This is a genomic window from Streptomyces sp. RP5T, assembly GCF_003933965.1.
In the GTDB taxonomy this organism is placed as follows: domain Bacteria; phylum Actinomycetota; class Actinomycetes; order Streptomycetales; family Streptomycetaceae; genus Streptomyces.
Window position 1 is genome coordinate 1 of record NZ_RSAJ01000689.1, and the last position, 4,099, is coordinate 4,099.

Annotated in this window: 5 protein-coding genes and 1 pseudogene; 4 read left to right on the forward strand and 2 right to left on the reverse strand. The window is 71.4% G+C overall.

Annotation, left to right across the window (positions count from 1 at the left end; all coding sequences use genetic code 11):
- Positions 1–2: 2 nt before the first annotated feature.
- Positions 3–554 (reverse strand): annotated as a pseudogene (locus EHS43_RS39195) (TetR/AcrR family transcriptional regulator).
- A gap of 105 nt (positions 555–659) precedes the next feature.
- Between EHS43_RS39195 and EHS43_RS39200 the strand changes: the two are divergent.
- The 3 genes from EHS43_RS39200 to EHS43_RS39210 all read left to right on the forward strand — a co-directional run bounded on the left by EHS43_RS39200 (position 660) and on the right by EHS43_RS39210 (position 2,692).
- Positions 660–1,058 (forward strand): nuclear transport factor 2 family protein, encoded by a 399-nt coding sequence (locus tag EHS43_RS39200; RefSeq protein WP_125195343.1) that lies wholly within the window; start codon positions 660–662, stop codon positions 1,056–1,058.
- 69 nt (positions 1,059–1,127) lie between these two features.
- Positions 1,128–1,643, forward strand: coding sequence for a flavoprotein (locus EHS43_RS39205; protein WP_125195344.1), 516 nt, complete (start codon positions 1,128–1,130; stop codon positions 1,641–1,643).
- Between the two features lie 77 nt (positions 1,644–1,720).
- Positions 1,721–2,692: an aldo/keto reductase gene (locus tag EHS43_RS39210; protein ID WP_125195345.1), complete on the forward strand. Its 972-nt coding sequence runs from the start codon at positions 1,721–1,723 to the stop codon at positions 2,690–2,692.
- A gap of 63 nt (positions 2,693–2,755) precedes the next feature.
- Here EHS43_RS39210 and EHS43_RS39215 read toward each other — a convergent pair whose 3' ends face one another.
- Positions 2,756–3,556 carry a phytanoyl-CoA dioxygenase family protein gene (locus EHS43_RS39215; RefSeq protein ID WP_125195346.1) on the reverse strand — a complete coding sequence of 267 codons (801 nt, stop codon included), beginning with the start codon at positions 3,554–3,556 and terminating at the stop codon, positions 2,756–2,758.
- A gap of 73 nt (positions 3,557–3,629) precedes the next feature.
- On the opposite strand from EHS43_RS39215, the gene EHS43_RS39220 reads away from it, so the two are divergent.
- Positions 3,630–4,099 (forward strand): AraC family ligand binding domain-containing protein (locus EHS43_RS39220; RefSeq protein ID WP_260470916.1); only part of this gene is annotated, 470 nt, incomplete at its 3' end.

Here is a 4,099-nt window from a genome sequence, read left to right on the forward strand (position 1 = left end):
GCTCAGTGGGTGTTCAGCAGCAAGCCGGCTGCCTCGCGGGCCTCGCGGGCCGGGTGGGTGGTTCGGGTGATTCCCGCTGTGACCATCGCTCCCTCGGCCAGGAGGAAGAGCGGGGCGGCCAGAGTCGCGGGGCGTCCCGCGTCGGTCACGAGCGAGGCGAGGTAGGCCGCGAACGCCTCCTTGTGCGCCCTGACCTGGGTCGCCACCCGGTCCGAGGTCGCGCCCAGTTCGCCGTACGAGTTGATCCACGCGCAGCCGCGGAAGCCCTCCTAGCCGAACCACTGCTTCAGCCAGTCGAAGACCGCGAGGACCCGCTCCTCAGGGGCCTGCCGGAGTTCCACGAACTCGGCCAGGCGGCCCCGCCGGCGCCCGTCCCGCCGCTCCGGATAGGCCTCCACCAGTTGCTCCTTCGCGGGGAACAGCTGGTAGAGCCGCTTGAGCGAGACCCCGGAGGCGCCCCGTATCTCGTCCATGCCGACGGACTGGATGCCCCGCCCGTAGAACAGCTCCTCGGCGGCGTCCAGCACCTGCTCACGGGCCACTGCGCTGTCCATGGACGACCACTCCGTGACGAGAGAACGTGCGTTCCCCTGCGGTAGCAGGCAACCGGAGAACGACCGTTCTCCACTTGTCCGGCCGCTTCGGCCACGGAGGACGTCATGACCGACCGCCCGCCCCTGCCCCCCTTCACCCGCGAGACCGCCGTCCAGAAGGTGCAGGCAGCCGAGGACGCCTGGAACACCCGCGATCCGCAGCGCGTGGCGCTCGCCTACTCGCCGGACTCCCAGTGGCGCAACCGCGGCACCTTCGTCACGGGCCGCGCCGAGATCGTCGAGTGCCTCACCGCGAAGTGGGCGCGCGAGCGGGAGTGCGCCCTGCGCAGGGACCTGTGGGCGTTCGACGGCAACCGCATCGCGGTCCGCTTCCAGTACGAGTGCCAGGACACCGACGGGCAGTGCTGGCGGGCGTACGGCAACGAACTGTGGGAGTTCGACGAGCACGGACTGATGACCCGGCGCGAGGCGAGCATCAACGACGTGCCCATCGAGGAGAATTAGCGCCGGATCCACGGACCGCGCCCCGAGGGCGAGCGGGGACTGTCCTTCCCGCTTCAGTAGGGTTCCGGCGTGACCCGACAGGACGAGACACCGCGCTTCTTGTATGTCGTCGTCTGCGCCGCCGGCATCGCGGCGGGCGTCGGCAGGCTGATCACCGCCGCGCAGGAACGGCAGTGGCACGTGGGCGTCATCGCCACGCCCACCGCCATGGACGGCTTCTTCGACGCGGCCGCCGTGGAGGCGCGGACCGGCCGTCCGATCCGCAGCGCGTGGCGCCGCCCGGGGGACCCGCGGCCCTTCCCGGACCCGGACGCGGTCGTGGTCGCCCCGGCCACCTTCAACACCATCAACAAGTGGGCGGCCGGCATCGCCGACACCCTCGCCGTGGGCACGCTGTGCGAGGTGGTCGGACGGGGCGTCCCGGTCGGCGTCCTGCCCTGTGTCTCCGACGACCTCGCGGGCCACCCCGCCTACCAGGACAGCCTGATCCGGCTGCGGGGGATGGGCGTACGGTTCGGGCAATCCCACCAAGGCGTCGACGGCGCGGACTTCGGGTGGGAACGGGCGCTGGACCTGGTCGAGTAGGGGCGAGCGGGGACCCTGGCCGCCCGTGAGGTCGTACGCTCCCCTTCGGACCCCTCTCGAAGGCAGGAGCAGCAACGATGCAGTACGTGAAGCTCGGTTCGACGGGCCTGGACGTGTCGCGGATCTGTCTGGGCTGCATGTCCTACGGCCTGCCGGACCGCGGCGTGCACGAGTGGACCCTCGACGAGGAGTCGTCGCGGCCCCTGATACGGCAGGCGCTGGACGCCGGGATCAACTTCTTCGACACCGCGAACGTCTACTCCGACGGCACCAGTGAGGAGATCGTCGGCAAGGCCCTCGCGGACTTCGCGAACCGCGACGAGATCGTGCTCGCGACCAAGGTGCACGGCCGGACGCGCTCCGGGCAGAACGCCGCCGGGCTGTCCCGCAAGGCGATCATGACGGAGATCGACCACAGCCTCAGGCGCCTGGGCACCGACTACGTCGACCTGTACCAGATCCACCGCTTCGACCCCCGCACCCCGGTCGAGGAGACCATGGAGGCGCTGCACGACCTGGTGAAGGCGGGCAAGGTGCGCTACCTGGGGGCCAGTTCGATGTACGCGTGGCAGTTCTCCAAGATGCAGTACACCGCCGAGCGGCACGGCTGGACCAAGTTCGTCTCGATGCAGAACCACTACAACCTCCTCTACCGCGAGGAGGAGCGCGAGATGCTGCCGCTCTGCGCCGACCAGGGCGTCAGCACCCTGCCGTGGAGCCCGCTGGCCCGCGGCCGCCTGACCCGGGACTGGGGCACGGTCACCGACCGCAGCTCCACCGACGACTTCGGCAGCCGCCTCTACCAGGAGGGCGACCGCTCCATCGTCGAGGCCGTCACCCGTATCGCCGGCGACCGGGGCGTGCCCCGCGCCCAGGTGGCGCTGGCCTGGCTGCTGGCCCAGGACACGGTGGCGGCCCCGATCGTGGGCGCGGGCAAGCCGCACCACATCGAGGACGCCGTGGCAGCGGTCGAACTGGAGCTCAGCGACAAGGAGCTCGAGGAACTGGAGCGGCCGTACACGACCCGCCCCGTCGTCGGTCACAGCTGAGTCCGGTCGGCCGAGTCCGGTCACGGCCGTGTCCGAGACTCAGCCGAGTCCGGTCACGGCCGATCAGTGCGGTCCCTGCGGTGCGAACTCCGTGCCGCACGGGCCCGCGCCCTCGCTCTCCGGCAACGGCACCCGCGCACCGCTCATCGACAGCGTCCGGTAGTGGTGCCCGATCCGTTCGGTGGAAGCCCCCACGTAGTGCCCGATGAACGAGCGCCGGAACCGGTCGGCCGTACGGTTCGGCTGCGAGCCGTGCACCAGGCTGCCGTTGAAGAACAGGACGTCCCCCGGCGCCATGTCGACCGGGACCGCGGTGAGCCCCGGCGGCGGTGCCACGTACTCGCGCGCGAACGACAGCTCGGAGTCGGCGAGTTCGGGGCAGAACAGGTCCATCCGGTGCGTGCCCGGGACGACTTCGAGCCCGCCGTTGTCCCGGTCGATCTCGTCGCAGGCCACCCAGGCCGCGACACACGTGCCCGGCTCGACCCGCAGATAGAAGTTGTCCTGGTGCAGCGCCTGTCCCCGCGCCCCCGGCGGCTTGAAGTAGAACATGCTCTGCGCGGCCAGCACCTCCTCACCGAGCAGTGACTCCAGCACCTCCCGCAGCCGGTCGTCCAGCAGGAACCGCAGCGAGAGGTCGTCGATCTCGTGCGGCTGCATCACGCGCGGATACCTCCGCAGCGGATCCGCCGACTCGCCCGGCGCGCCCGGCTCGAAGTGCCCCGGCACCGGCCCGCCCGCGTGCAGGGCCGTGAACCGCGCGCACAGCCGGTCGATCTCCTCGCGTGCGAACAGCCCGCGGACGACCATGAAGCCGTCCTCCTCGAACTGCCGGACCCCTGTCTCGATGCCTGTGACTGTCATGCGGCCACTCCCTGGTCGTCCCAGCTCGGATGTGTTCCACTCGTCACGCTAGGCCGCAGCCCGTGCGAGGAGGATGCCCGTGACCGCCGACGGATTGTCCGAGACCGCTGCGTCAGGCGACCCCGGGCCGCCGCCGGGCCTGGTGGTCGTCGGCCGCTACGACGAACTCCCGGGCTACGCCGTGCAGCGGCCGGACGGCGCCGACAGCTGGCTGTTCACGTGGACGGTGCACGGCCGCGGCACCCTGTGCCAGGGACGGACCGAGACCGCCGCGGGCGCCGGGGACCTGGTGGTGTTGGCCCCCGGCACCCCGCACCGCTACGGCGTCCAACAGGGCGCCGAGCACTGGGGGTTCTGGTGGGTGCACTGCGGAGCCAGGCCGTCGTGGGCCGCTTGGCTGGGGCCGTACGCGAGGGGAGACGGCATGTACGTCATCACCCCGGGCCCGCCGCAGTCCCCGAACTCCGAGGACTGCGCCGGCGAGGCGCCGCACGCCCGCATCGAGGCCGCCTTCCGCCGGATGCTCGCCGACGCCCGCTGGAC

What these genes read in the sequence shown, in the direction of transcription:
- EHS43_RS39200 (WP_125195343.1), top strand. Translation starts at nt 660, where the DNA reads ATGACCGACCGCCCGCCCCTGCCCCCCTTCACCCGCGAGACCGCCGTC.
- EHS43_RS39215 (WP_125195346.1), bottom strand. Translation starts at nt 3,556, where the DNA reads ATGACAGTCACAGGCATCGAGACAGGGGTCCGGCAGTTCGAGGAGGAC.
- EHS43_RS39210 (WP_125195345.1), top strand. Translation starts at nt 1,721, where the DNA reads ATGCAGTACGTGAAGCTCGGTTCGACGGGCCTGGACGTGTCGCGGATC.